The organism is Frigoriflavimonas asaccharolytica (genome assembly GCF_013294015.1).
Classification (GTDB): Bacteria; Bacteroidota; Bacteroidia; order Flavobacteriales; family Weeksellaceae; genus Frigoriflavimonas; species Frigoriflavimonas asaccharolytica.
Genome location: NZ_JABSNO010000033.1, coordinates 1 through 23648, shown reverse-complemented (window position 1 = coordinate 23648; position 23648 = coordinate 1). Strand labels below are relative to the sequence as shown.

At 32.6% G+C, this 23648-nt stretch carries 18 protein-coding genes; 8 read left to right on the top strand and 10 right to left on the bottom strand.

Features of this window, described 5'->3' with window-relative positions:
• Positions 1–91: 91 nt before the first annotated feature.
• Positions 92–532 (bottom strand): hypothetical protein, encoded by a 441-nt coding sequence (locus HNQ03_RS14860; protein ID WP_173780489.1) that lies wholly within the window; start codon positions 530–532, stop codon positions 92–94.
• A gap of 475 nt (positions 533–1007) precedes the next feature.
• On the opposite strand from HNQ03_RS14860, the gene HNQ03_RS14855 reads away from it, so the two are divergent.
• The gene (locus HNQ03_RS14855) at positions 1008–1286 is read left to right on the top strand and encodes a DUF427 domain-containing protein (protein WP_173780488.1); all 279 of its coding nucleotides are present in this window, start codon (positions 1008–1010) and stop codon (positions 1284–1286) included.
• A 95-nt stretch (positions 1287–1381) separates the two neighbouring features.
• Here the strand turns inward: HNQ03_RS14855 and HNQ03_RS14850 are convergent, their stop codons facing one another.
• The 3 genes from HNQ03_RS14850 to HNQ03_RS14840 form a co-directional block, all read right to left on the bottom strand.
• Positions 1382–2215, bottom strand: coding sequence for a purine-nucleoside phosphorylase (locus tag HNQ03_RS14850; protein ID WP_173780487.1), 834 nt, complete (start codon positions 2213–2215; stop codon positions 1382–1384).
• The gene (gene lpxK / locus HNQ03_RS14845) at positions 2199–3224 is read right to left on the bottom strand and encodes a tetraacyldisaccharide 4'-kinase (RefSeq protein ID WP_173780486.1); all 1026 of its coding nucleotides are present in this window, start codon (positions 3222–3224) and stop codon (positions 2199–2201) included. Before lpxK ends, HNQ03_RS14850 begins: the two co-directional genes overlap by 17 nt.
• A 379-nt stretch (positions 3225–3603) precedes the next feature.
• The gene (locus HNQ03_RS14840; RefSeq protein WP_173780485.1) at positions 3604–4281 is read right to left on the bottom strand and encodes a TlpA family protein disulfide reductase; all 678 of its coding nucleotides are present in this window, start codon (positions 4279–4281) and stop codon (positions 3604–3606) included.
• Positions 4282–4466: 185 nt separating this feature from the next.
• Here HNQ03_RS14840 and truA point away from each other — a divergent pair, with 185 nt between their 5' ends.
• From truA to HNQ03_RS14820, 4 genes are all read left to right on the top strand, one after another.
• Complete coding sequence (truA, locus tag HNQ03_RS14835; RefSeq protein WP_173780484.1) at positions 4467–5213, top strand: tRNA pseudouridine(38-40) synthase TruA; 747 nt, start codon at positions 4467–4469, stop codon at positions 5211–5213.
• 108 nt (positions 5214–5321) lie between these two features.
• Complete coding sequence (locus tag HNQ03_RS14830) at positions 5322–7091, top strand: ABC transporter ATP-binding protein (RefSeq protein WP_173780483.1); 1770 nt, start codon at positions 5322–5324, stop codon at positions 7089–7091.
• 167 nt (positions 7092–7258) lie between these two features.
• Positions 7259–7720 carry a hypothetical protein gene (locus HNQ03_RS14825; protein WP_173780482.1) on the top strand — a complete coding sequence of 154 codons (462 nt, stop codon included), beginning with the start codon at positions 7259–7261 and terminating at the stop codon, positions 7718–7720.
• 53 nt (positions 7721–7773) lie between these two features.
• Positions 7774–8331 carry a hypothetical protein gene (locus tag HNQ03_RS14820; RefSeq protein ID WP_173780481.1) on the top strand — a complete coding sequence of 186 codons (558 nt, stop codon included), beginning with the start codon at positions 7774–7776 and terminating at the stop codon, positions 8329–8331.
• A gap of 404 nt (positions 8332–8735) precedes the next feature.
• Here the strand turns inward: HNQ03_RS14820 and groL are convergent, their stop codons facing one another.
• The 6 genes from groL to polA form a co-directional block, all read right to left on the bottom strand.
• Positions 8736–10361, bottom strand: a complete 1626-nt coding sequence (gene groL, locus HNQ03_RS14815; RefSeq protein WP_173780480.1) for a chaperonin GroEL — start codon at positions 10359–10361, stop codon at positions 8736–8738.
• Between the two features lie 105 nt (positions 10362–10466).
• Positions 10467–10745, bottom strand: a complete 279-nt coding sequence (locus HNQ03_RS14810) for a co-chaperone GroES (protein WP_173780479.1) — start codon at positions 10743–10745, stop codon at positions 10467–10469.
• Positions 10746–11536: 791 nt separating this feature from the next.
• Positions 11537–14419 carry a M16 family metallopeptidase gene (locus HNQ03_RS14805; protein ID WP_194305197.1) on the bottom strand — a complete coding sequence of 961 codons (2883 nt, stop codon included), beginning with the start codon at positions 14417–14419 and terminating at the stop codon, positions 11537–11539.
• Positions 14420–14421: 2 nt separating this feature from the next.
• On the bottom strand, positions 14422–15633 hold the full coding sequence (locus HNQ03_RS14800) for a DNA-methyltransferase (protein ID WP_173780478.1): 1212 nt from the start codon (positions 15631–15633) through the stop codon (positions 14422–14424).
• Entirely contained in the window at positions 15634–16410 is a 777-nt protein-coding gene (locus HNQ03_RS14795) for an ApaLI family restriction endonuclease (RefSeq protein WP_173780477.1), read from the bottom strand.
• A gap of 50 nt (positions 16411–16460) precedes the next feature.
• Complete coding sequence (polA, locus tag HNQ03_RS14790) at positions 16461–19304, bottom strand: DNA polymerase I (protein WP_173780476.1); 2844 nt, start codon at positions 19302–19304, stop codon at positions 16461–16463.
• A gap of 1259 nt (positions 19305–20563) precedes the next feature.
• Here polA and radA point away from each other — a divergent pair.
• The 3 genes from radA (at position 20564) to HNQ03_RS14775 (ending at position 23461) form a co-directional block, all read left to right on the top strand.
• Entirely contained in the window at positions 20564–21913 is a 1350-nt protein-coding gene (gene radA / locus HNQ03_RS14785; protein WP_173780475.1) for a DNA repair protein RadA, read from the top strand.
• Between the two features lie 90 nt (positions 21914–22003).
• Positions 22004–22582, top strand: coding sequence for a transposase (locus HNQ03_RS14780; RefSeq protein WP_173780474.1), 579 nt, complete (start codon positions 22004–22006; stop codon positions 22580–22582).
• 210 nt (positions 22583–22792) lie between these two features.
• A complete protein-coding gene (locus HNQ03_RS14775) occupies positions 22793–23461 on the top strand; it encodes a class I SAM-dependent DNA methyltransferase (RefSeq protein ID WP_173780473.1) in 669 nt (222 codons plus the stop codon).
• The last annotated feature ends 187 nt before the right edge of the window (positions 23462–23648 follow it).

Here is a 23648-nt window from a genome sequence, read left to right as displayed (position 1 = left end):
TAAGGTTACCAAGTGGGGAGCAAAAGCTACCGAAGGTTCCGTTCAACGGGCTTTCATTTCTTGTCTTTCAGACAAAACGAAAGCTTAGTTATTAGTACTTTTTCGTTATTGTTTTATTTCTTGTATTTGAAATATCAATAAAGACATATTTAGAATTGACTTTTTTTATTTTTAAATAATCCGACAATTCACTAAATTTACAATCAATTTCTTTTGAATTTCTTAAATTCTCAATATAATTATTTTTATTTTTTGTAATGTCGTAGAGCATTAAACTATCATCACCTTTGCAATAAAGTAAAAGATTATTTTTTTCATCTTTGTCAACAATAAAACCTTTTAAAATTTCTTTCGCATCCCGCTTTCTCAATAACTGCATTTCATGGGGATTTCCGCTACCAAATGATTGAACAAACGCGAAATATTTGTCGAAGTCACCAAAGACGTAACCTAAATTTTTGTGAGGTGCTGCGTAACCCAATATGTTTAACGTATCTATTATTTCATTGCCCCTTCTTAAATTTAGGCACATTTCTATCGTACTGTTTTTATTTTTTCGGAAATAATTAAAATCTAAATTATATCCGTTTTTTAAACTTGTTTTATCAAAAGTATATGGGTAATTTTTATTTAAATATTCAATCGTTATTGTATCTAATTCAAATTTCGTTTCCTTTTTATTTTTTGAAATTATCTGAAAGTTATCTTCTACCTTATTAGAACTATTTTTTTTACATGAATAAAACAAAAGAATTAATGTAAATATGAAAAAAACCTTGAATTTTATATTGATGATTTCTTTTCTATTCATTTGTTTGAGTATTACCGCTAACTTTTATATATGTATCATAAATTAATACATATCCACCCAAATTTGTAGAGATATGTATCATAAACGTCATACTTTGTATAGTGTCAAATGTAGTTATTAATCTTGTAAAACCTTATTTTTATTGCTAAGAAATTGTAAGAAAAAAAGAATTACCTTTAAATTAAATATAAAATTTATGAAAGCAACCTGGAACGGAAAAACAATCGCCGAAAGCAACGATACCATTGTGGTAGAAAACAACCATTATTTCCCAGAAGATAGTATAGATAAAGATTATTTCATCTTGACGAATCATCACACTTCTTGCCCATGGAAAGGTCAGGCAAGCTATTACAGCATAGAAGTAGACGGCAAGAAAAATGAAAACGCAGCTTGGTTTTACCCAAGTCCAAAAGAAAAAGCGGAAAACATTAAAAATTATGTCGCCTTCTGGAAAGGTGTGGAAGTGAAATAGGCTTTAAGCAATAAGCAATTAGTTATAAACAAAAAAAGTTTCCAAACTCTGGAAACTTTTTTATATCAACCATCAATCATCGCTGATCAATTATTCTAAAAGGTGCTAAATCCCAATTCATATTCTCGCACCAAACCTTTCACCAATAGGATTACGTTCGGCATCGCTTTGTTTGCAGCTTGCAAAACTTCTTCGTGAGAAACAGAAAATGCAATTTCTGGCCCGCCAACATCTGTGATGATGGAGATTCCAAAACAATCCATTCCTTGATGTTTCGCTACAATTATTTCTGGTACAGTGCTCATTCCTACAGCATCGCCTCCAATTGCACGTATCATTCCGTATTCTGCAGGAGTTTCAAAAGTTGGTCCTTGCAAAGAAACGTAGCAACCTTGGTGTACTTTGATGTCTAGATCTTTCGCAACTTGCTCCGCAGTTTCTATCATTTTTTTGTTGTACGGCTCGCTCATGTCTACAAAACGTGGTCCGAGTTCGTCTATGTTTTTTCCGCGCAAAGGATGTTCAGGCATCATGTTGATATGATCATTGATAATCATAATATCTGCAACATTAAAGTTTGGATTTACGCCGCCAGAAGCATTAGAAACAATTAAATTCTGAATTCCTAAAAGTTTAAAAACGCGAAAAGGAAAAACTACAGTTTGCATATCGTGGCCTTCATAGTAATGAAATCTGCCACTCATCATCAATACTTTTTTGCCTTCCAATGTTCCATAAATCAATTTCCCACCATGACCAACAACGGTAGTCTGCGGAAAATTTGGAATTTCGGAGTAATCTAAAGTATGTATAGCATCCACTTCCTCTACCAAAGCTCCCAAACCAGAACCTAAAACTATGGCAAAATCTGGAGTTTCTTGTATAATATTTTTTATAAAATCTGCGGTTTCTTTAATTTTTTCGAACATAATCTTCTATGGTTTTGTTAAACTCTTGCTGTTGATCTATTTGTACATTGATGGGCCAATAATAAATCAACTTTCGAATATAATCAAAAGATTTTAAACGCACATAATCCTTTTCTGTGGTAAGAATCATTTTGTATTCGCCCATTTTTTTATATTCTTTCAATATATTTTGGATATCATCATTAGAAAAATTATGATGATCTTTAAATTTTAAATGCTTCACTTTCTGCGAATATTTTGCAAGATGATCTACCAAAGGTTTTGGATTTGCAATTCCAGTTATCAGCAAAATATCGTAATAGGCAAGGTTATTATCCGGCAGTTCTTCTCGGAGAGAATAGACATTTTCATCATAATTGATAGACGAGAAATAAACTTTTTGGCTTCTGCTTGGCTTTATTCTAGAAATGTAATATTGCTTCTTTTCATCCGTTAAATCTGGTGGACATTTAGAAACCATGATGATGTCTGCACGTTTGGAGCCTTGTCTGCTCTCCCTCAAATCTCCTGCAGGAAGCAAAAAATCTTTAAAATAAGGATCATTATAATCCGTCATTAAGATATTAAATCCCGCTTTTATGGCTCTATGTTGGTAGGCATCATCCAAAATTAATGTTTCCAGATCCATATCATAGATTAATTTTTTTGCACCAGCAACACGATCTTCGGAAACGGCAATCACAAATTTATTCTTAAATCGCTGAAAAAGTTGCATTGCTTCATCACCAACAGTTTTGTAGTTGCTTTCATAGTTGGTTACTTCATATCCTTTTGTTTTTCTGCCATATCCACGAGAAAGTACGCCAGTTCGATAATTTTTGGACAATAATTCTGCAAGATACATCACCATCGGAGATTTTCCAGAACCACCAACCGAAAGATTTCCCACATTGATGATGGGCGTTTTGAAAGGTGTAGATTTCTGCAAACCAATATTATAAGAAACATTTCTTGTCCCTGTGATCACATTGTAAAGCATCGCAAAAGGGTAGAGGTACCATCTTTTCATAAGCCTGCAAAATTAAAATAATTTTAAGACTTTTTAACGAAAATTTGGCTATAATTTGTCAGAAATTTGCAGCATTCTCATTACGACAGTTTTTGGGAGAAGCAATCTCAATTCTGTCCTTTCACTACGATTCCGACAACTATCGGGAGAAGCAATCTCAGCCATAATAATTTTTAGGGCGCCTTTTCCATCTTCCACTACCGCTCTTTTTTATAAAAAAAAAGGAGCTTCGTTCAAGCTGGGGCGCAGATTTTCGCTTTATTCAAAAATTTATAATCATTGAAAGGCTTCATGCATCAGCGTTGTTATAGCTCTAACTACGCTTTTCAGAAGTGTTTTTTCTAAAACTAGTTTTTTAAAAAATGAATTTATAAATTATTTATAGCAACACCTTCAAAACTTCATCAATTTCTTTTATTTCAAATTCAGAGATTTCTCCAGTTGCCAATTTTATAATTCCATCCTTATCCAAAAAAAGAGTAGTAGGATATGCAGATATTTTTAGTTTTTCTATTTCGTCTTTAGAATTAGTAATGTGTAAAAAATCGTAAGGATGGGTTTTCAAAAATTCTTGCACTTCTTTTTCACTATTAAAAGTGATAGAAATAAAATTTACTTTATCGCCAAATTTTTCTGAAAAACTATTCAAAATGGGCATTTCTTCTACGCAAGGCATGCATTTCGTAAACCAAAAATTAATGATTGTTGGTTTGCCTACCATGAAATCTTTAGTATAGAAATTACCTTTCGCATCTTTGTAATTTTCTATGGGAAATTTCATTCCTATCAATTTTTTGGCATCGCTATAAGGATCAAATCCATTAGAAAATAGAGAGCGAGATTCAATTTTGTAGTAATTAATAATTGAATCTTTTTTTACATCTGTTTTAATTTTATAGATGTCATTTTTATCTTGTGAAATTAAATCTTTCTCAAAATTTGCAAATTGCAGTTCGTTTAAAGTGGTTTGACCTATTATTTTATAATATTTTTCCTGTGCAAAACCAGTTTCAAATATTAAAACCATTATGAAAATTAATATCGTTTTGAATTTCATTCTTTAAATTTTATGAAAGCAAATTTAGTTTTATTTTTAAAATTTAATTAAAAACTTTGTCAATCCCGATAAGTATCGGGATTCAACTTTGGCAACATGAATAAAATCCTTTCCGAGTATTGCGCGAAAACCATTGCGGCAATGCGTGAAAAATTCCGTATTTTTGCAAAATATTTTTAAAATCATTGCGCTACTTTTTACAATTCTCTTACCACGGAAAAAATTATTTTGGCTACCAAATTCAGCCGAATGATATTTCTGTGCAAGAAGTTTTAGAAGAAGCACTTTCTACCATTCTTCAGCAAAAAGTAAAAATTACTGCTGCTGGAAGAACAGATACTGGAGTTCACGCGAAAAAAATGTTTGCCCATTTTGATGCAGAACTAAATTTAGAAAAAAAACTCATTCACCAACTCAATTCTTTTTTACCACCAGATATTGCGGTTCAAGATTTATTTGCAGTAAATGAAGATTTTCACGCCCGTTTTGATGCTACTTTTCGCACCTATCAATATCATATTTCTCTAGAGAAAAATCCTTTCACAGAAGATTCGTCTTGGCAATTGTGGCGCAGAATTCTAGATGTGAATAGAATGAATGAGGCGAGTAAAATTCTATTAGAGTATTCAGATTTTACCAGTTTTTCTAAAGTAAATACCGAAACAAAAACAAATATTTGCAGAATTTCTACTGCAAATTGGGAATTGCAAAATAATGAACTTATTTTTACCATCACAGCAGATCGTTTTCTACGAAATATGGTTCGCGCAATTGTGGGAACTTTGGTAGAAATTGGCGCTGGGAAATACGAACCAGCATATTTAAAGAAAATAATAGAAGACCTCAATCGCTGTTCCGCCGGAACTTCCGCACCAGCAAAAGGCTTGTTTTTGGTAGATGTGGGATATAATTGGGAAGATAAAAGACGATAGACGGATAGATAATAGATTTTCTAAACTTTTAATTTTTACTTGATCTTTTTTTAAACAATTTTAAACCAAATCAAACTAAATCAAACAATATTAAACATACAATTGTAAATGAAAGAAAAAACAACTTGGGAACTGCTTAAAAGACTTTTTACGATTGGGATGACCTTTCGCAATTGGTTCATTTTTACTTTGGCTATTTCTATTTTGCTGGCGTTGGTTTCCGTTTATCGTCCGTATCTTACGATGCAAGTGGTAGATAACGATATCATAAAACTCGGCGACAAAGATTTGATGATGAAACATATTTATATGTTGATTGGTTTGGTGATTGCAGAAACTTTTTTGAACTTTTTCTTGGTTTATTTTTCAAACTTTATCTCTCAAAATGTAATTCGTGAGATTCGTCAGAAGTTGTATGCAAAACTTATTTATTTCAAAACTTCTTTTTTTGATAAAACAAGCATCGGCCAATTGGTAACTAGAGCTGTAGGAGATGTAGAAACCATCGCCGTAGTATATACAGACGGATTTTTAATGGTTTTCGGCGATGTTTTAAGAATTGTTTTTGTCTTAATCGCCATGTTTCAGGTTGATGTCAATTTATCCTACATTTCCCTAGTTATTTTGCCATTGATGGTTTTTATCACCAGATTCTTCCAAAAAAGATTGAAAAAAGCTTTTGGAGACGAACGAACTTGGACATCTAATCAAAATTCTTTTGTACAAGAACGTTTGCAAGGAATGCAGCTCATTCAAGTTTTCAATAGACAAAGACAAGAATACAAGAAGTTTGATAACATCAATGCAACTTTGGAAAGCGCACTTTTGAAAACAGTGTTTATCTTCTCATTATTTTTCCCAGTTGTAGAATTAATTTCTTCCTTGTTTATTGGTTTTATCTTATTTTATGGGGGTTACATTACGATTTCTGCGGGCGTTGTGATTGCCTTTATTCAATATATTTCCATGTTAATCAGGCCATTACGTCAAATTGCCGATCGATTTAATAATATCCAACGTGGAATTGTGGGTGCAGAAAGAGTTTTGGGTTTGATGGATCAAGATTTAGCAATGACTAATGATGGAACTTTATCTAAGCAAAATTTTGAAGGAAAAATTGAATTTCAAAATGTACATTTTGCTTATGATGAAAAGCAGGAAGTATTGAAAGGCATCAGTTTTAAAGTAAATCCTGGCGAAAGTGTAGCAATTGTAGGTGCAACTGGCGCTGGAAAATCTACGATTATTAGTTTGATTACAAGATTGTACGAAATCAATTCTGGTAAAATTTTAATTGATGATGTGAATCTTCCTGAGTACGAAATGTACAATTTGCGCAGCCATATTGGTGTAGTTTTGCAAGATGTTTTCCTTTTCCACGGTAGTATTTATGAAAATTTAGCTTTTGGCGATGAAAGTATCACGCTGGAACAGATAAAACGCGTTGCAAAAGATATTGAAGTAGATGAATTTATAGAAAGTTTGCCGGGTGGTTATGATTATGTTGTGAGTGAACGAGGTTCTTCTATTTCCCTTGGTCAGCGACAATTGTTGTCTTTTCTTAGAGCGTATTTATCAAATCCGAAAATTCTAATTTTAGATGAAGCTACCTCGTCCATAGATGTAGAAAGTGAAAAATTAATACAAAGAGCTACAGAAAAGATAACGAAAGATAGAACTTCCATTATCATTGCACACAGACTTTCTACGATTGTGAATGCAGATAAAATAATCGTGATGGATGGCGGAAAAATTGTGGAAGAGGGAAGGCATGTAGAGTTGCTTTCACAAAATGGATATTATTCTACGCTGTATAAAAGTCAGTTGATTGGTGAAGAAGATGAAACAAATACTAGATTGTATAAAAATATTAAATAAAATTCAGACAAAACCCTTATATTTAGTGATATTCTAAGATAAAGTATAATTAATTTAAATATTTATTAATTTTTACTTGCACAGTATTTTTTTTTTTTGCTTTGTAAAGCAATTTTGATAATTACATCAAAATGAAAAAAAAAGTTTACTAATTAAAACTTTTACAAATGAAAAAATTAATTTATGGAATTGCTGTTTTAGCATTATTTTCTTGTGAATCTGATGTATTAAATTCACAATTAGAAAATAGCCCAAAAATCGAAAGTACAAATACAGATGATGCGTTGGCGAGAAAAGTTATTTTTCAGGCAAGTTGGGATGAGTGGGGAAGAACATCTAAACAATGTAATGGTTGGGGTTTGTGTAATTTTCACTCTTGTTGGTTTTGTGAATCAACAGGTAAATATTCTGGTAAAGTTGAAGTTGATTCTGTAACTAAAGAAGGTTATTTGTTCGTTGTTTTAGATCCAAATGATCTAGTGCAAAATGATGCAATTATTGGAAATTCTGTTTTTTACGTAGATAATGATATAGATAATAGCATCGCAACTTTGCATCAAGGTGCCTACAATTTTGATTCAAGTATTGGTGAATTCGGTGGATATAAAATTGCTATTACAGTTAAATAAACTAATAATGGAACATTATGTATCACATAATGTTCCATTTTTAAATACCTTCTATGATTAAAAAACCAATATTTTACCTATTTACCTCTTTATCTATGATTTCTTGTCAAATTAATGGTAATTTTAAAGGTTTGTACAGTTATTATGAGACAACTAGAAAGCAAAATCCAAATTTATTTATAAAAAATGAAGGTAATATTTGCAGTCTTCCCAATTGTCAGAACGTATATATTACTAATGGTAAGCAACTGAGCAATTGTTTAAAAAATAAAGAAAAAAGTCTTATTTATATTTGGGGTCCGAAATGTACAAGCAAAATTTGTATTCCATTAGATATCGTTCAAAAAATTTGCACTAAAAAAAATATTAAATTATATATTGTTGCAGAATATTATGATTCCGAAATGATGGATAAGAAATATAATATAGAATACCCAATTTTCGGAATTGATACTGAATATTATAAAACTAATGTTACAAAAAAGTATTTAAATAGTTTTTTAAATGATTTATCTGCAGAAATCCAAGTCGAAAATAGATATCTGTATTTTGAGGAAGGTAAATTTGTAAAAAGCTATGAAGATTTAAATGATTTTGAAAACGAAATGTAAATTATTGTAATTGCATCTAATGTAATTAATTTTCAACTTTTTAGTTTTTAAAAAACCAATTAAAACGAAGACAAGATCTAATCGCTGATCTCTAAATAATTTTTTGCAATTCTGATGAAATTCCTTGAATGTATTTTTTATCAAAGTTCTTCGAAGGTTTTGGACCCTCGGAGGTTTAATAAACAAGTAATTGCAGATCTTCAAAAAAAAGATATTTTTTATTTTAGCCCAGATAGAAGTGGCATCCTTTTGCAACACGAAGTGGCGCAAAAGATATAACGGATAGCTGGTCGAGGTCTTCGAAAAAGCGAAGATCTTCATGCTCCTGAAAACAAAAGATCCGCTCAATTTCTTGAACGGATCTTTTATATTTTAGAGATTGCTTCGTACCTCGCAATGACGTTTTACATCATTCCTGGCATTCCACCTCCCATGTGTGCATGTCCGGCATCTTCTTTAGCAACTTCTGTAATCACACATTCCGTTGTCAAAAGCATACCTGCAACAGATGCTGCATTTTCTAAGGCTACACGAACCACTTTTGTAGGATCGATTATTCCAGCTGCAAACATTTGTACATATTCGTCTGTTTTTGCATTGAATCCGAAATCTCCAGTTCCTTCTGCAACTTTTGCTACAACTACAGAACCTTCGCCACCTGCATTGGTAACAATTTGTCTCAATGGTTCTTCGATCGCTCTTTTTATAATTTTTATACCTGTATTTTCATCTTGATTGATGCCTTCAACATTGATAGCCGTAATTGCGCGAACTAAAGCAACACCACCACCTGCAACAATACCTTCTTCTACTGCTGCTCTCGTAGCATGAAGTGCATCGTCTACACGGTCTTTTTTCTCTTTCATTTCTATTTCAGAAGCTGCTCCAATGTAAAGAACTGCAACTCCACCAGCTAATTTAGCCAATCTTTCTTGCAATTTTTCTTTGTCATAATCGGAAGTTGTTGTTTCCATTTGAGCCTTGATCTGGTTTACTCTACCTTTGATTTGGCTTTCTTCTCCTGCTCCGTTGATGATTGTCGTATTGTCTTTGTCAATCATTACTTTTTCTGCAGTTCCAAGCATTTCCATAGTCACATTTTCCATGGTGTGACCTTTCTCTTCAGAAATTACGGTTCCACCTGTCAAAATTGCGATATCTTCCAACATTGCTTTTCTTCTGTCTCCAAAACCTGGCGCTTTCACGGCAGCAATTTTTAGAGAACCTCTCAATTTATTTACAACTAAAGTCGCTAATGCTTCTCCTTCAACTTCTTCACAGATAATTAAAAGAGCTTTTCCTGCTTGTGCAACTGGCTCCAAAACTGGTAGCAAATCTTTCATAGAAGAGATTTTTTTCTCTACCAATAAAATGTAAGGATTTTCTAATTCAGTCGTCATTTTTTCCGGATTCGTCACGAAATATGGCGATTGGTAACCTCTATCAAACTGCATTCCTTCTACAACATCTACCGTTGTATCTGTTCCTTTTGCTTCTTCTACAGTGATTACACCTTCTTTACCTACTTTTCCGAAAGCTTCAGCGATTAATGCACCGATAGTTTCTTCGTTATTTGCAGAAATAGATGCAACTTGTTTTATTTTTTCAGAATCGTTTCCTACTTCTTGAGATTGAGATTGTAGGTTTTCTACAACTGCTTTCACAGCTTTGTCGATTCCTCTTTTCAAATCCATTGGGTTTGCACCTGCTGCTACGTTTTTCAAACCTTCTCTTACGATAGCTTGAGCCAAAACTGTAGCGGTAGTAGTTCCATCTCCAGCAATATCATTGGTTCTAGAAGCAACTTCCTTCACCATTTGAGCGCCCATGTTTTCTACTTTGTCTTCTAGCTCAATTTCTTTTGCTACAGAAACACCATCTTTGGTAACGTGTGGTGCACCGAAAGATTTTTCGATTACTACGTTTCTACCTTTTGGTCCTAATGTTACTTTAACTGCATTTGCCAAAGCATCTACACCTCTTTTTAGTGCGTCTCTGCTTTCTATATCGAATTTTATTTCTTTTGCCATTTTATTTTTGCTTTATGCTTTAAGCCTTATGCTTTAAGCAATTATTAATTTAATTTGAAATAACGATAGGCTTATGCTTAATGCCTATCGCCTAATGCTTTTATTCTATGATAAAACTCCCAAAAGATCTGCTTCCTTTACGATCAAATAATCTGTACCTCCAATTTTCAATTCTGTACCAGAATATTTTCCGTAAAGTACTTTATCACCCACTTTTACAGTGGTAGGTTCGTCCACTTTTCCTGGACCAACTGCTACTACAATACCTTCTTGTGGTTTTTCTTTTGCGCTATCTGGAATGATGATTCCTGATGCTGTTTTAGTTTCTGCAGCTGTAGGTTCTACAAGAACTCTATCTGCTAAAGGTTTGAAATTTACTGACATATTATTTATATTTTTTAAATTCTTGTGAGGCAATTGTCCAATTTTGTGCCATTGGATTATATGTTTGAATTAACAATATTTGTCAGATTTAATATTTTTAAATCGGAAAATTTGGCAGATGTGGGAATTTTTTTAACACAACCTGTCCCGTGGAAAACGGGATAAGTTTCTTTATGATATTGCATAAAAGTTAGACATTAGTAAACATTAGTTTTAAAAATCAAAGATTTTTTGATTTATTGAAAATTTTTAATAATGCTTAAAATTATCCCCACGGATTGCACAGATTCACACGGATAAAACTTCCAACAACCCGAAAAAATTTATTTTTTTTTACTATTGTGTTCTAAAATATTTTCAATTTGATAAAACTAAACTTATGTGACTTATGTGTTAAAAATTTACGCGGTTAATACCCAAAAATCACTTCCAAACTCAAAACATCTAAAATATTGAAAATTATCTTCACGGATTGCACAGATTCACACGGATAAAATTTCCAACAACCCGAAAAAAATTTATTTTTTTTTCTAATGTGTTCTAAAATATTTTCAATTTGATAAAACTAAACTTATGTGACTTATGTGTTAAAAAAATTACGCGGTTAATACCAAAAAACATCCTCAAAAACATCTAAAATATTGAAAATTATCCCCACGGATTGCACAGATTCACACAGATAAAACTTCCAACAACCCGAAAAAATTTATTTTTTTTAATAATGTATTCTAAAATATTTTCAATTTGATAAAACTAAACTTATGTGACTTATGTGTTAAAAATTTACGCGGTTAATACCCAAAAATCTCCTCCAACCTCAATACTTCCATTCTATTTTCCAAAGTCGGATCTGCTTTTATCACATCTTTGTAATTACCAACCAACGCAGTATTGTATTTTGCATTTTCAATATCTATTTTGTAGAAATTTTCTAAATCGGCTAAAGTCATTTCGCTTATTTGAGCGTAAATATCTTTTCGCAAATCGTGATTGATTCCCAACTTTTTCTGATTGTAATTTTTGAAGAAAATATTCTGACGGTTGATTCTGCTCGAAGCAATTTGTTTTAAAATATTGCTTTTTGCATTTTCAAATTGAGGTTTTAATAAAGGAAAATTCTCCATTAAATCTTTGATTGCATCATTTGCATCTACCAATTTATCTGGTTGCGTTCCGATATAAGCGATGATGTAGTTGTGCTTATCTTTTATAGCTGATGCATTGTATGATACATAAGCAGAATACGCCAAAGATCTACTTTCACGTAATTCTTGAAAAACAATGGAAGATAATCCTCGTCCAAAATATTCATTAAAAACATTTATTTTTCCAAATTCATACGGATTTACAGTCGCAGATTTGGCAATTTTCAGCATTTCAACTTGCACCATATCGTATTCTGCGAAATAGATTTTTCCCGTAGTTTCTGGTTCAGGATAAATTTTTGGCGATGAAATTTCTAAAGATTTTGCTTGAATTAAATTTGCTATTTCATTCTTAAATGCTGCATATTTTTTACCATAAAAGAAAATTTCATAATCTTGAAGCAAAAGATTTTGAATGATTTTAATTAAATTTTCTGAAGTCAAATTTTGCATTTCCTCCGCAGAAAGAAAATCTAAAGCACGGGAATTTTTGCCAAATTTCGCATAGCTGGAAATCGCATTGATGATTTTTTGCTTGTCTTTTTTATTATATGCTCTCGCTTCCAAAACAGTTTCTACCACTTCTTGATAAATTTCTTCGTCTGAAGCTAAATTTTGAATAAAATTGAACAAAAGCTGTGTTCCTTTTGCAATATTTTCTTCCAAACCAGAAAGCATCCAACTGATATGATCTGACGTAACTTGAAAACTATGCGTAATTCCCAATTTGTAAAATTCCGCTTTGATGTCTTCCGCAGATTGCGTATTTGTCCCCAAATAATCCAACAAATTAAAAGCAGTATCTATTTGATTATCATGGTCTTTACCAATAGGAAATAAAAAATTAACTTGTGCAATTTCGCTGTATTTATTCTCAACAAAAGAAATGGTTCTACCCAGAATTTCCTCCACTTGAATTTCTTTTTCAAAATCTATAAAAACAGGTTCTACAGGAATTGATGGAATTTTCTGAATCTCCTGATAAAATTCTGAATCTGCTTCTCTATTAATTTTAATCGGCGTGATTTTCGGATTTTCTACTCGAATTAAATCTTCATTTTCGCCTTGGTTTTTATAAACGGCTGCATAATTTTCATCAAAAAATTCATTGGCAAATTGTACCAAATCTTCTTTTGAAATTTCCGAATACAAATCCATTTCCTGCAATTCTTCTTCCCAATTCGTGTCTTTAATAAAATTATCATAAAGCGTTGTTGCCAAACCGTTTGCGGATTCCCAAGCTTTCCAACGTTGCATTTTCATGTCGTTCAAAATAGCTGGCAAAAGCCAATCTGCAAAATTTCCGTCTTTTAATAATTGAATTTGAGCCAACAAAAACTGTTCACCTTCCTCTAAAGTCTGATTTTCTTTCGGAATAATGACCATAGAAAAATAGCCATATTCTTTGAAACTCGCATTAAAAGCTCCTGCTCGCAATACTTTTTGTTTTTGGTTGAGGTTAATATCCACCAAACCAACTTCGCCATTATTACACAAAATTTGCGAACACAATTCTGATAATCGAGATTCGTGCGTTCCAAAACTGTCTGTTCTCCATGCAATTTGCAATCTCGGCATGGTTGGACTTTGTACCGTAATTGTCGATTTCTCTGTGAAAGGTTTTTCTATAATTTTATCTTTAGCAATGATTTCTTTTGGTTTCAATTCTCCGAAAGTTTCATTAATTAATTGAATGGATTTTTCATAATCTAAATCTCCCACCAAAACAATTGCCATATTATTTGGTACATAAAAATCATCAAAATACTGATGAATTGCCTTCATAGAAGGATTTTTCAAATGCTCGGCTTTTCCAAGCGTGGTTTGTTGTCCGTTTGGATGTGTGGGAAAAAGCAGTTCCATCAACGCATAATTCACCAATCTGCCGTCATTATCTTGCGCTCTATTAAATTCTTCGTAAACGGATTCCAATTCGGTGTGAAAAAGTCGTAAAGTCAGTTCAGAAAAACGTTCTTTTTCTATTAGAAGCCATTTTTCCAGTTCATCTTTTGGGATGTAATTTTTGTATATCGTTTCGTCTAGCCAAGTGTGCGCGTTGGTTCCAGTTGCACCGATGGAAGAAAGAAGTTTGTCGTATTCATTGGGAATTGCGAACGTTGCGGCTTTGGTAGAAAGTGCATCTATTTTAGTATAAATTTCTTTTTTCTCTTCTAAATTTTCAGAATTTTTTCGCTTTTCATAGAGATCAGATATTTCGTCTAGCAATTTTTTTTCTTCGGTCCAATTTGCAGTTCCAATTTTGCTGGTCCCTTTAAACATCATGTGTTCCAGATAATGTGCAAGACCAGTATTGTTTTTTGGATCGCGATTAGAACCAGTTTTAACGGCAATATAGGTTTGAATTCCAGGTTTCTCGTCATTTTTGGCGAGATAAACTTGCAATCCGTTTTCCAAAGTGTAGGTTCTCACACCATATTGATCGTCTGGAATTGCGGTGTAGGAAATGTTGTTTTTATCGGTGTAGGTTTGAGATGTTTGAGTTTTTTCTAGGGATTTTATGTTTTTCAAATTTATTTTATATTTATCTTGAAATTTAATTCGTTCTTCAATTCTTCAATTTTTAATTCTGCTGACTTGATAATTTTAACATCCGAAATCAAATCAAATAGTCTATCTCCTTTTGATTCATTTCTAGTTTGGATTAGTATTTTTAAATGATATTCTTTTCCGTGGCAAGACCTTTCAAGTTTTTCTATTGCATCATTTACGGTTTCGTATTTTCCTTGAATTTTTACTGGAACAGGTTTTTCATTAACGTGATTTTTTAGAAAACCGTCAATGCCAGAATTCCTTTGTACTGGTAAAGCATCTATACTATTTAAAAGAGCTATTTCGTAATCTGATTTTTCAAGGTAACTATCCGAACCTTTATTTAGAAGAGCGGATTCGGTAATTATCATATCTTCTAACCTTTTATTTGCTAGTTCAACTGCGTCAGTTGAGGCATCAATTCCTATAAAATTTCTATCCATAGATTTTGCAGCAACACAAGTAGTTCCGCTACCACAGAATGGGTCAACTACCAAATCCCCTTTGTCTGTTACTATTTTGATAATTTCTTTTAATAGTAATACAGGTTTTTGAGTAGGATACCCAACTCGTTCTTTTGCTTTTGGATTTAGATATGGGATTTCCCAAGTATCTGATAATGGCACGCCTTTTTTTTCTTTACCCAAAACTATATTTCCGTTTTCATCTGTTTTGTAAACAGATTTACCATTTGTCGTTTTTTCTCTGTCTTGTAAGATTTGGTCTATGTTCGTGGTTGGTGCATAGTCAGTGTAAAATTGGTTAAATTTAAAATCGTCAGATTTTGAATAAAAATAAATGTTTTGGTGTGAATTCAATAATCCTTTTTTTGAATTTGACCATCTTTTATAACTCCAAATTATTTCACTTCTAAAGTTTTTCATTCCGAAAACTTTATCAAGGGTAACTCGGATATAATGCGAAGCAACTTTATCACAATGCAGAAAAACACTTCCTGTGTTTTTTAAAACTCTTTTACATTCAATTAAGCAAGACTCAATTAAGAATAAATAATCATCTAAAGATTCCCAACTGTCGCTGAATTCATATTTTTTACTAGAATCACGAGTAACTAAAGAATGTTTCTTTTGCGTATAAAAAGGTGGGTCAAAATATACTAAATCAACAGAATTCGATTTGAGTTCGGTCAATTTTTCTAAACAGTTCCCTTTATAAATTTCATTAACATCCATTTACTTTGTCTTTTTGTCTGCTATATCAGTTAAAATTTTGAATAAATCATATCCAGTATATTTTTTTACAAAAGCCCAAGCTTCATCACCACCATAATATTCACCCTTAACTCCTTTGTAGTAAGTTGCCAAAATCTTTTGAATTTTAGTTGCCTGCGTTCTTTGTGGATAATAGAACATTACTCTGATAGGTTTATGACCATAACTTGTAATACACTCAACTCTTGTATGCTCTTTGGTAATGTGGTCTCCATCAGTTGTAGCATCTCGCCATTTTATTTCAATCGCATTATTATTGTCTAAAAAATCAATTTCAAATGTTTTGGGTTTTGAACCGACATTATTTTTAACAAGTGTTCTTTTTCCTTTCAAATTATTAAATCGAAAACAAAGAACGGCAGCTTCCTCTAAAAATGACCCAGCATATTTATATAAGAATCGACCAGTATTTTGGTATTCGTCTATTAATTGCCCGTCTTTGTTAGAAATTCCTAAAACACGATATATTAAATAATGTGAATTATCATCCTCCAACATTTCTTCTTTTCTTTCCTCAATTTTGGTATTTAGAGTTTCGGCATATAAGTTTGATAACTCTTCGATTTTTGAATAGAGTAAATCGTAGTCTGTTCCGTCTTTTTTTGATTTTTCAATTTCACTTGTTCCAAATATTTCTGCTTCTTCTATTAGTAAAGCTTTGTTTTTGCCTTTGGTGTCAATTCCAATAAACTCACAGTATTCAATTAGTTCTGATTTGTTCAAATTATATACTTTCAATTTTCTTTTTTTTCAAATTTACAAAATTATTATATTATTTTAGAAATAGTTTAATGCGCCTCCAACCAATTCTTCCCTTCGCCAACTTCTACCAAAAGCGGAACTTTTGTTTCTACGGCGTTTTCCATTTCGGTTTTAATGAGGGTTTTCATTTGGGCAACTTCGTCGGTGGGAACTTCAAAAATAAGTTCATCATGAACTTGCAAAAGCATTTTTGATTTTAAATTTTCTTCGGTTATTTTTTTATCAATATTAATCATGGCAATTTTTATCACATCTGCTGCACTTCCTTGTATTGGCGCATTCACTGCGTTTCTTTCGGCTTGTCCACGTACTACAAAATTGTTGGAATTGATGTCTTTTAAATGTCTTTTTCTACCCAAAATTGTAGAAACATAACCCATTTCTTTTGCCGATTCTAACTGACTTGCCATGTAAATTTTCAGTTGAGGATAGGTGGCAAAATAATTTTCTATCATTTCTTTGGCTTCCTTTCGGGAAAGTCCGGTTTGCTCTGCTAAACCAAAAGCACCTTGTCCGTAAATAATTCCAAAATTGACCGTTTTTGCATTGCTTCGTTGGGTTTTTGTAACTTCTTCAAGCGGAATGTCGTACAATTTTGCAGCGGTAGAAGCGTGGATATCTTCGCCATTTTGAAAGGCTTTTATCATCACTTCTTCGCCAGAAATTTCTGCAATCAGACGTAATTCTATTTGAGAATAATCGGCAGAAATTAATTCAAAACCATCATTTGCCACAAAAGCACCACGAATTTGCTGTCCTCTTTCTGTACGAATTGGGATATTTTGCAAATTCGGATTTACACTGGAAAGTCTTCCTGTTGCAGCCGTGGTTTGAGAAAAATTGGTGTGAACTCGGTTGGTTTTTGGCTCAATCTGCGTTGGCAAAGCATCTACATAAGTGGATTTCAATTTTTGATAAGTTCTGTATTTCAGAATATATTGGATGATTTCATTATCGTGTGCTAATTTTTGCAAAATATCTTCGCCCGTTTTGTATTGTCCGGTTTTTGTTTTCTTGGCTTTTGGATCTAATTGCATTTTGTCAAAGAGAACTTCGCCGAGTTGTTTTGGGGAATTCATATTAAATTCTTCACCAGAAATCTCGAAAATTTTGCTTTCTAATTCTCGCAAATCTTTTTCAAGATCGATGCTTTCTTTTTCTAGCCAAGTTTTATCAATGCTGATTCCTGTGAGTTCCATTTTTGCAAGAACGAGCATCAAAGGCATTTCTACTTTGTAAAATAAATCTTCCAGACTTTCTTTCTTCAGTTGAGGTGCGAAAAGTTCGTACAATTGAAAGGTAACATCTGCATCTTCTGCAGCATATCTGGTTTGTTCAGATAATTCTACATCTCGGAAATTACCTTGATCTTTTCCTTTTTTACCAATGATGGATTCTATGGAAACGGGAATATAATCCAAATACATTTCCGAAAGATAATCCATGCCATGTCTGCCATCTGGATTGAGAAGATAATGCGCAATCATCGTATCAAAAAGGTTTCCTTTGATTTTTACATTGTATTTCTGCAACACTTTAAAATCATATTTAAAGTTGTGTGCAATTTTGATAAGGTCTTCCTTCTCAAAAAATGGTGCGAGAATTTCTAATTTTTTTAAAACTTCCGCCTGATCTTTTGGAAAGGGAACGTAATACGCCAAACCTTTTTTGTAGGAAAAACTAATGCCGACCAATTCTGCTTCAATTTCATTTAGAGATGTAGTTTCGGTATCAAAACAAACGGCTTTTTGGGCACAAAGATTTTTTACCAAAGTATATAATGCCTTATCTGAATCTACAAACTGATACAAATGATCAGTTCCTTCAATGGTATTTTTGGTCGTGGTTGCGTGATCTAATTCTTCAAAATTGGCGAATAAATCCAGCTGTCCTGTCTGAATTGCTGGTGTAGTTGCTTTTTTTTCTTCGGACTTCGGACTTCCATCTTCCGACTTCTGAAATGCGCGATACAAGTTTTCATACAATCTCCGGAATTCAATTTCATCGAAAATTTCTTTTACCAATTCAAAATTTGGCTCGTCCAGATCGTATTGTTCTTGCTTAAATTCTATCGGTGCATCGCAAAGAATAGTTGCCAATTTTTTAGATAAAATTCCCATTTCTGCACTTGCTTCTACTTTTTCTTTTAGTTTTCCTTTGATGTCGGCGGTATTTGCTAAAAGATTTTCTATACTTCCGTATTCTTTCAGGAATTTTTTGGCGGTTTTTTCTCCAACACCTTGCAAACCAGGGATGTTATCTACAGCATCTCCCATCATTGCAAGAAAATCGATCACTTGTTTTGGGTCTTCAATCTCGAATTTTGCTTTTACTTCTTCAACACCCAAAATTTCAATCTCGCTGCCTTTCATGCTGGGTTTGTAGATTTTTATTTTTTCCGTAACCAATTGCGCAAAATCTTTGTCTGGCGTAACCATAAAAACGTCGTAACCTTCTTTTTCAGCTTTGCAAGCGATGGTTCCGATTACATCATCTGCTTCATAACCTTGTACGCTCAAACTTGGAACGTGCATGGCTTCTAAAATCCTGTGAATATAAGGAATAGAGAGTTTTATAGCTTCTGGTGTTTCGCTTCTATTGGCTTTGTATTCTGCGAAATCTACGGTACGAACGGTTGATTCTCCTACATCAAAAACGACAGCCAAATGCGATGGTTTTTCTCGGCGAATTAATTCTATTAAAGAATTGGTGAAGCCAAAAATTGCAGATGTATCCATTCCAGTACTCGTCAATCTTGGACTTCTGATCAATGCATAATATCCACGAAAAATCATGGCATAAGCATCTATTAAATATAATCTTTTGTCGGTTTTGCTGATTTCTTCTTTTTTTATATCTGAATTTTCCATGTTTTGGCTTTGCAATTTTGAATGAAAACAAAGATAATGTTTTCTTTAGGGAAAATTTGTGGTGATTGTTTTTTTTGTGAATTTGAATTGATGGATTGGCTGCGCTGATTTTTTTTTACGTGAGGTTTTTTTGAAATACGTGATGAAATTTTGCCCACAGATTTTACAGATATTTTTATTGCATTATTTTCATGGCGATGATTTTTTTGCGCTAGGTTTTATAAACTTTGTGATGAGATTTTGCTCAAGGTTGTTTTGAAATATTTGATGAAATTTTGCCCACAGATTTTACAGATCTTCACAGATTTTTTTTTGCATTATTTTCATGGTGGTGATTTTTTTGCGCTAGGTTTTATAAACTTTGTGATGAGATTTTGCTCACGGATTGCACAGATTTTCACAGATTTTTTTGTTTAATTTTGATAATTAATTTCTGGATGGTTGAAAAGTGATTTGATTTGGAAGATAATCGAATTGACTCACAGATTGCACAGATTTTCACAGATTTTTTTGTTGAATTTTGATAATTAATTTCTGGATGGTTGAAAAGTGTTTTGATTTGGAAGATAATCGAATTGACTCACAGATTGCACAGATTTTCACAGATTTTTTTGTTGAATTTTGATAATTAATTTTTGGATGGTTGAAAAGTGATTTGATTTTGAAGATAATTGAATTGACTCATAGATTGCACAGATTTTCACAGATTTTTTTGTTGAATTTTGATAATTAATTTCTGGATGGTTGAAAAGTGTTTTGATTTGGAAGATAATCGAATTGACTCACAGATTTTCACAGATTTTTTTGTTGAATTTTGATAAGTAATTTCTGGATGGTTGAAAAGTGATTTGATTTTGAAGATAATTGAATTGACTCACGGATTGCACAGGTTTTCACAGATTTTTTTGTTGAATTTTGATAATTAATTTCTGGATGGTTGAAAAGTGATTTGATTTTGAAGATAATTGAAGTGGTACACAGATCTTCTATCGTTAAAAACCTTTGATTTTATATATACTCTGCGCCCCGACTTGAGTGGAATTCCTTTTTTTTGGTGGCTGAGCTTGTCGAAGCCAGTAAAAAAAAGAATGGGAACGGAAGGCGGAAATGTGCGCCACAAGAAATTATTACACATTCGACGAAGTCAAATTGGCGCGCCAAAAAAAACATAAACTGACATTTCGGAAAAGCCATTGATACCCAAAAAATTCGGGGAGAAACTCATTCTATTTTCATAAATTGCAGATTAAATTTAAAATGTGGCAAAATTGAGAACGGCATATTTCTGTCAGAATTGTGGAGCGCAATCTGCACAATGGATGGGACAATGCAAAAATTGTAACGAGTGGAATACTTTGGTGGAAGAAGTGGTGGAGAAAAAAGCGGCAAATGTTGCTGGATTTACCAAGAAAAAGCAAAATCTAATCAACATTATTGAAGTTGAAACGCAAGACGAACCAAGAATTGTAACCATTTCTGATGAATTGAATCGTGTTTTAGGTGGCGGAATTGTTTTGGGTTCTGTAATATTGATTGGTGGCGAACCGGGAATTGGAAAATCTACGCTTTTGTTGCAATTGGCGCTGAAAATGAAGAAGAAAATTCTCTATGTTTCTGGCGAAGAAAGCACTTCCCAAATAAAAATGCGCGCAGATAGATTGACGGATATTCAAAATCCTGAATGCTTTTTGTACACGGAAGTTTCTGTGGAAAAAATATTGCACGAAGCCAAGAAATTGCAACCCGATTTGATGATTATCGATTCTATACAAACCATTTATTCTCAAACTATTGAGAGTTCGCCTGGTTCGGTTTCCCAAATCAGAGAATGCTCTAATGAAGTTATAAAATTTGCGAAAGACACGAATACACCGATTATTTTGGTAGGTCACATTACGAAAGATGGAAATATTGCGGGTCCGAAAGTTTTGGAACATATGGTAGATGTGGTTTTGAATTTTGAGGGCGATAGAAATCATCTTTTCCGTTTGCTTCGTGCAGACAAAAACAGATTTGGATCTACGGCAGAAATTGGGATTTACGAAATGGTTTCGCAAGGTTTGAAAGAGGTGAAAAATCCGTCGCAAATTTTGATTTCTAAAAATAGAGAAGACCTTTCTGGGAATGCAATTGCCGTAACTTTGGAAGGAAATCGCGCCATGCTTTTGGAGATTCAGGCTTTGGTAAGCACCGCTGTTTACGGTACGCCGCAAAGAAGTTGCACTGGTTTTGATGCGAAAAGATTGAATATGTTATTGGCAGTTTTGGAAAAAAGAGCAGGATTTCAATTGGGTGCAAAAGATGTTTTTTTGAATATTACTGGCGGAATTAAAACGGGAGATCCAGCATTAGATTTGGCAGTTATCGCGGCAATTTTATCAAGTAATGAAGATATTTCTATTTCTGAAAAAATCGTTTTTGCGGGAGAAATTGGTTTAAATGGCGAAATTCGTCCTGTGACGAAAATAGAACAACGCATTTCTGAAGCTGAAAAAATGGGATATGACAAGATTTTTGTGTCTGGACATAATAAAATTCCGAAGAAAAATTTTGCGATAAAAATTGAGGAAGTGAATAAGATTGAGGATTTTCATGAGCGGTTGTTTTAGTGATAATTTGATCAGAGCGAGCGTTGTTAGGGCTTTAAGCTCTAACAACGCTTTCCACGGTTTTCAATGATGAGTTTAACAAGTAATAAAATGAAAACAAATGTATTTCCGCTAGAAACTGAACGATTCTATCATATTTATAATAGAGGAATAAACGGTGGAGAATTATTTTTTGAAGAGCAGAATTATTTTTATTTTTTAAAACTGCTAACAGAAAAAGTAAAGCCCGTTGCAAAAATATACAGTTATTGTTTGATGAAAAATCACTTTCATATTTTAGTAAGAATAAATAGTGAAGGTGAAATAAGGTCTGGTTTCCCGGATAAAAATGATATTGAAATTGAAAAAATAATTAGTCGGCAATTTTCTAATACATTTAATAGTTATTCTCAAGCAATAAATAAACGTTTTGGAAGAACTGGGAAATTATTTGAACTTCCGTTTAGAAGGAAAAAAATAATAACCGAACAACAATTGGTGAATTGTATTTTGTACATCAATAAAAATCCGGCAAAACATAAGATTGAAAGTGATTTTTTTAAATATCCTTATTCGTCGATTGAAAATATTTTATCTAAAAATAATTTCTTTGTAGAAAGTAAAGAAGTCATAGATTTATTTGATGACGAAATAAATTTAAGAATTGCATTGAAGAACTTTGGTGTTTGATTGGGAGTGCGTTAAAGAGCCTTGTTAGAGCTTTAAGCTCTAACAAGGCTGATTGCGTAAAAGTGTGAATATATAAAAACGAAAGTTGGAGGAGTTTTGAATAGCCATCATAAACTCTGATGAATTTGTTAGGAAATCGGTTTGATAGCCTTGTTAGAGCTTAAAGCTCTAACAAGGCTGATTGCGCAGAAATAGAAATTAAAAAAATAGATGAAAGAAAAATTCCTAAAATATTACAACCAACTTGCACCAACTTACGACGAAAATCGCTTTGAAAATTCTTATGGGAAATATATTGATGCACAAGAAAGATATTTTTTAAATAAATTTTTCAGTAAAAATAATCGTACTAACATTTTAGATTTAGGTTGCGGAACGGGTCGATTACTGAATTTTGCGACGCATGGTTTAGATTTTAGCGCAGAAATGCTGAAAGTTGCAAAAGAAAAATTTGCTGATAAAAATTTGAAAGTAGGAGAAATTTCAAGTTTTGATTTTGATGTGAAGTTTGATTGTATTTTTTGCTTTCATGTGATTATGCACCAAACGAAAGAAGAAACTGGATTATTTTTAAAAGAATGCTCTAGAAATTTGACAAAAAATGGTTTTTTAATTTTCGATTATCCTACAAAATCCAGAAGTAAAAAGGAAAATGGGGAGAATAATTGGCATGCAAAAAACACTTTTTCAGAGGTAGAAATATTTAATTTGGTGGAAAACGATTGGAAAATAATTGAAAAAAAAGGAGTTTTATTATTTCCAATTCATCAAATTTCAAAAAAATTGAGAATCTTATTCTTGCCTTTGGATATTTTGCTTTGCAAAACATTTTTTAAAAAATGGGCGTCTTATAATATTGTAGTTTTACAAAGGAAATGAGAAAATTGCTTCAAAAACTTTTGCCCTATTCTGTGAAATTGCAGATAAAAATCTTTCAAAGGACTTTGCAGGAGCGAAATAGTCAATTTAATTAGTCAGCCATTAAAAACTATTTAAACAACTGATTAATAGTTATTTAGAAGTTATAAAGTTTGTTTATATCTGCAAGAAAACGTATCTTTATGTA